Origin of the sequence: Roseibium sp. (assembly GCF_025698965.1) — a bacterium.
GTDB lineage: Bacteria > Pseudomonadota > Alphaproteobacteria > Rhizobiales > Stappiaceae > Roseibium.
In genome coordinates this window covers 1-4,123 of sequence record NZ_JAILWL010000543.1, presented here as the reverse complement: position 1 = coordinate 4,123, position 4,123 = coordinate 1, and the positions used below count along the sequence as shown (strand labels likewise).

At 54.4% G+C, this 4,123-nt stretch carries 2 protein-coding genes and 1 pseudogene; 1 reads left to right on the top strand and 2 read right to left on the bottom strand.

All coding sequences use genetic code 11. The annotated features are described in order from the left end of the window. The first annotated feature begins 284 nt into the window (after positions 1 to 284). Positions 285 to 2,861, top strand: a complete 2,577-nt coding sequence (locus K5905_RS29025) for a DUF4132 domain-containing protein (RefSeq protein WP_297590968.1) — start codon at positions 285 to 287, stop codon at positions 2,859 to 2,861. Between the two features lie 67 nt (positions 2,862 to 2,928). On the opposite strand, the gene K5905_RS29020 is transcribed toward K5905_RS29025, so the two are convergent. Continuing rightward, positions 2,929 to 3,726, bottom strand: coding sequence for an inositol monophosphatase family protein (locus K5905_RS29020; protein WP_297590966.1), 798 nt, complete (start codon positions 3,724 to 3,726; stop codon positions 2,929 to 2,931). Positions 3,727 to 3,819: 93 nt separating this feature from the next. Next, positions 3,820 to 4,123 (bottom strand): annotated as a pseudogene (locus K5905_RS29015) (ribosome biogenesis GTPase Der); the annotation flags it as partial.

Here is a 4,123-nt window from a genome sequence, read left to right as displayed (position 1 = left end):
GAAATCGACAGTGCAAGCGTCGAAAGCGATGACACTCCCCTCTAGCGGCAGCGCGACCGATCAACAGCGCGCCCGTCAGTTGCAGCAGCAAAGGAACAGATGTTCCACCGATTGTTGTCGCGATTTGATCGTGAAAACGCCAGCCCCGACAACGCCAACTGTACTGTCGAATCCTATGCAACACCGCATTTTTTCCAGTCACACTCCGCCTACCCGCTCAACTGCGAAGCGGAACGCGTGTGATCAGAGCAATGCTCCAAAAACCAGATTTCGTGAGAAGTTTTATGCCTGACACAAAAATTGAAGAAAAATTCGACGCTGTAAATTACGACGATCTCATGCAGACCGTAATTTCCGAAGCGGACGCTGCACGCGACAACCCGGAACAGGAGATAATACTCCAGAAGAGTGAAACATGGGACGAATTCACCAAAACATCGTCGGACACACGCATTGCCTTTGCCAGATTTCTGTACGAGCGCCTGATTAACGACATATATCCGGCAGAAAAACTCGCGCAGCTTACAGAGGATTATGGCTTCCACGAGGAACTGTTCTTTTCCGAGGTGCTGAAGTGGAATGAACCTATCCCCATCGACGAACTGATCGGCTGGGCCTACCACATCTTCAAACTGCACAGAGACAATGAAACTGCGGGCAACGACGACAATTTCGTGCTCTGCGACGTGCCCTTCGTGCGCATTTTCAGGATCGTCAACAGGCAATCGAAGACCCATGCCCCATCCGAACAATCCCTGTCATGGCTCCTGGACATTCTCTACTTCGCTCAAGACAGCGATGAAGATTATTTCAAGCGACACCAGTTCGACCGCGGACCTGAATTCGAACCGGTGGCAGAGCGCATAACCACGCTGCTTGTCGCCAGTGCGGGTGTCGCCGAAGAAGACCTGCCCTACCGTGGAAACCTTCTCGGAGACTGGTACTTAAACCGCATAGACGATTTCGGTCCACGCCTGCTGCATGATCTGCGCAGCGCCGACCGCAGCACCGCCCCGACCTGCAATCGGCTCGTACGGCATGCCGCTAGCGCGAAAGGAAGCAAACCAACCAAAAAATTCATCGCCGCGACCCGAAAGCTGCTCGAAGTAACAGGTGCAGACCAATTTGGTGAGCTGCTGCGCCGCTGGCTGCATCTGGCGTTGGATGCCAAGGCAACCGATCCTGACGAGTCCGTCTATTCGGATCACAATACGGACTTGATCAAGGGGTTGGTCTGGATGTGCACGGATCTGCACGATCCGGCGACCGTGAACTTGATTGCCGATCTAACCGTCAGAGCAATGAAACCGCAACCTGGGACAGGTGCGGCTTCGAAAGCAATCGCAAATGCCTGCCTAATTTATCTGTCCGAGGCTAAGGGGGTCGTTGCGACGACAAGGCTTTCACAGCTCACCACGGCGATCAAACAAAAGAGCGTGCGTCAGAAAATCGAGAAATTGGTCGCCGCCAAGGCAGTCGAAGCTGGAATGACGCCCCTGCAACTTCAGGAACGGTCGGTACCGGACTTCGGGCTGACCGATGGTGCTAAGACCATTGAGTTTGGTTCGTTTGGCCTACGGGTCGAGGTTTCCGGGCCAGACGACATCGGCCAGACATGGTTGAAACCGGATGGCACACCGCAGAAATCCAAGCCGAGCGCGGTGAACTCGGACGATGAGCTGAAACAAAAATACAAGGAAGAAAAACAAACGCTCGACGCGATGAAAAAGTCCCTGGTGGCACAGAGGGACCTCATTGACCTCCTGTTCGCCGAAGACGTCACCTGGCCGCTGGACGATATCGAGCAGTACTACGTCAATCATGGACTTATTTGCGCATTGGCGCGGTCTCTGATCTGGGAGTTAACCACTGATCAGAACTCAACTCCTGCGCTTTTCCAGGATGGCATCTGGCAGGACGTGAAAGGCCTGAAGGTCGAAACCGAAGCCGCAACAACCGTGCGCCTGTGGCATCCGGTTGAATACTCAACTGCCGAAAGAGAAGCCTGGCAGGAACGTCTCGCCGCCCTTGAAATCACTCAGCCGACCAAACAGGCACATCGAGAGGTCTATTCTATCACCGAGGCGGAGCGCGAGAGCCGCGTCTACTCCAACCGTATGGCGGCTCATATCGTCAAGCAGCACCAGGCTGCCGCCCTTCTGGCAAAGCGCAACTGGCATTACAGTCTTATGGGCAGCTTTACGTATGCTGACCAAACCCAGTTCGCTTCCAAGACTTTTTCAACGTCTCCGCTGAAGGCCGAATTCCTGTTTCACACCACGGAGTCGACTGATGACTATCTGAACGATGCCGGAATGTTCAATTATGTTGCAACCGACCAGCTCCGTTTCTTCGGCAATGAAGACGCCCCTGTGCCGCTCGACACTGTTCCACCCAGATTGTTTTCAGAAACAATGCGCGATGCGGACTTGGTCGTTGGTGTGGCCAGCGTCGGTAATGACCCGACATGGTTTGATCAAGGGCCTACACCGGAAGCGCGCAGCTATTGGGATTCATTTGCCTTCGGTGAATTGGATTCTTTTGCGGTAACAAGAAAACGGGTTCTCGAAGCCCTGCTGCCACGCCTGAAGATCAGGGATGTCGCACGCATCGATGGGAACTTCCTGATTGTAGAAGGCAAACTCAACACCTACAGGATCCATCTGAAATCCTCGAACATCCAGATGGACCCGGGGAATCGTTTCCTATGCATCATCAAGGGTCCCTCATCCAAAGCCGGCAAGATAAGTCTGCCGTTTGAAGGTGACTCGAGATTGTCTGTAATTCTGTCAAAAGCCATAATGCTGGCAGCAGACGACAAAATCACCGATCCGGATATCGTCAATCAGCTGAAGCATTAAGGAACGAGAGATTTTCGCAGCGAATGCGCCCGGTTTCGCACCGGGCGTGGTCAATGGCTGACGATAGTCAGGCCGCTTCGAATGGCGAGAAAGAGCTTTCGGCGATTTCCTTGATGTCACCGAAGACACCGGGAGCGCCGACAACAACACGCGCACCGTGGTAGAGCGCGTGGTTGACGTCCTGCTCAAGGACCTCTCCACCAGCTTCTTTGGTGATCAGCATACCTGCAAGACAGTCCCAGGCATTCATATGAGATTCGACGTAGCCGATCAGGCGGCCAGCTGCAGCGTAGGCGAGCATGAGGCCTCCGGAGGCGTTGCGGAAAAAGACACCTCCCTTGGAGACCAAAGCGCCGACAACATTTACCGCATCCGTGACAGCCGTGCGGCCGTTAAAGCCAACCCCGACAGATCCGTTGGTCAGGCTCTGGCTGTCGGAAGCCTTGATCGGCTTGCCATTCAAAAACGCACCGTGTCCAGCTGCCGCCTTGAAGGTTTCACCGGACACCGGGTCATGAATGACGCCGATAATGACCTGCCCCTGATGGACGCAGGCAATGATCACACACCATTGCGGGATGCCGGCCACGAAATTTGCCGTACCATCAATCGGATCGGTCACCCAGGTGTAACCTGAAGAGCCTTCCTCCATGCCATGTTCCTCACCCAGAATGCCATCTTCCGGGTAATGAACGGCCAACTCCTTTCGGATAAGCGTTTCGACATTCTGATCCGCCTCGGAGACGAGATCCTGATGCCCCTTTTGAGTGATGGTCAGGGTGTCCAGCTTTCGGAAATACTCAAGGCCAAGTTCCCCCGCCTTGTGGGCAAGAGCTTCGGCGAAAGCGAGCCGTTCGGAAACCATCAAATATCTCCTTCAGATACATAAACCAGGCGGTCGGAATGTGACCGGGAATCAGTGTTTTCTAATCAAAGACGGGTCGCGACTGGAAGTCGCTTACTGAATTTTCCGCTTCTTCTTGACGGCATAGGGGTTCTCCCCCTTGCGATAGGACAAGCGGATCGGGGTGCCTTGAATATTGAATGTCTCGCGCAGCGAATTGACCAGATAGCGGGTATAGCTTTCCGGCAGCTGTTCGGGGCGCGAACAAAAGGCAACAAAATGTGGCGGCCTGGTTTTCGGCTGTGTCATGTAGCGCAGTCGGATACGCCGCCCGGCCACGGCCGGCGGTGGATGGTTTACCGTGACCCGATCCAGCCAACGGTTCAGCTTTGCGGTTGAAACCCGCGAGTTCCAGGCC

Bases quoted from the DNA above. Each gene is read 5' to 3' on its own strand.
- K5905_RS29025 (WP_297590968.1), top strand. From the start codon at position 285: ATGCCTGACACAAAAATTGAAGAAAAATTCGACGCTGTAAATTACGAC.
- K5905_RS29020 (WP_297590966.1), bottom strand. From the start codon at position 3,726: ATGGTTTCCGAACGGCTCGCTTTCGCCGAAGCTCTTGCCCACAAGGCG.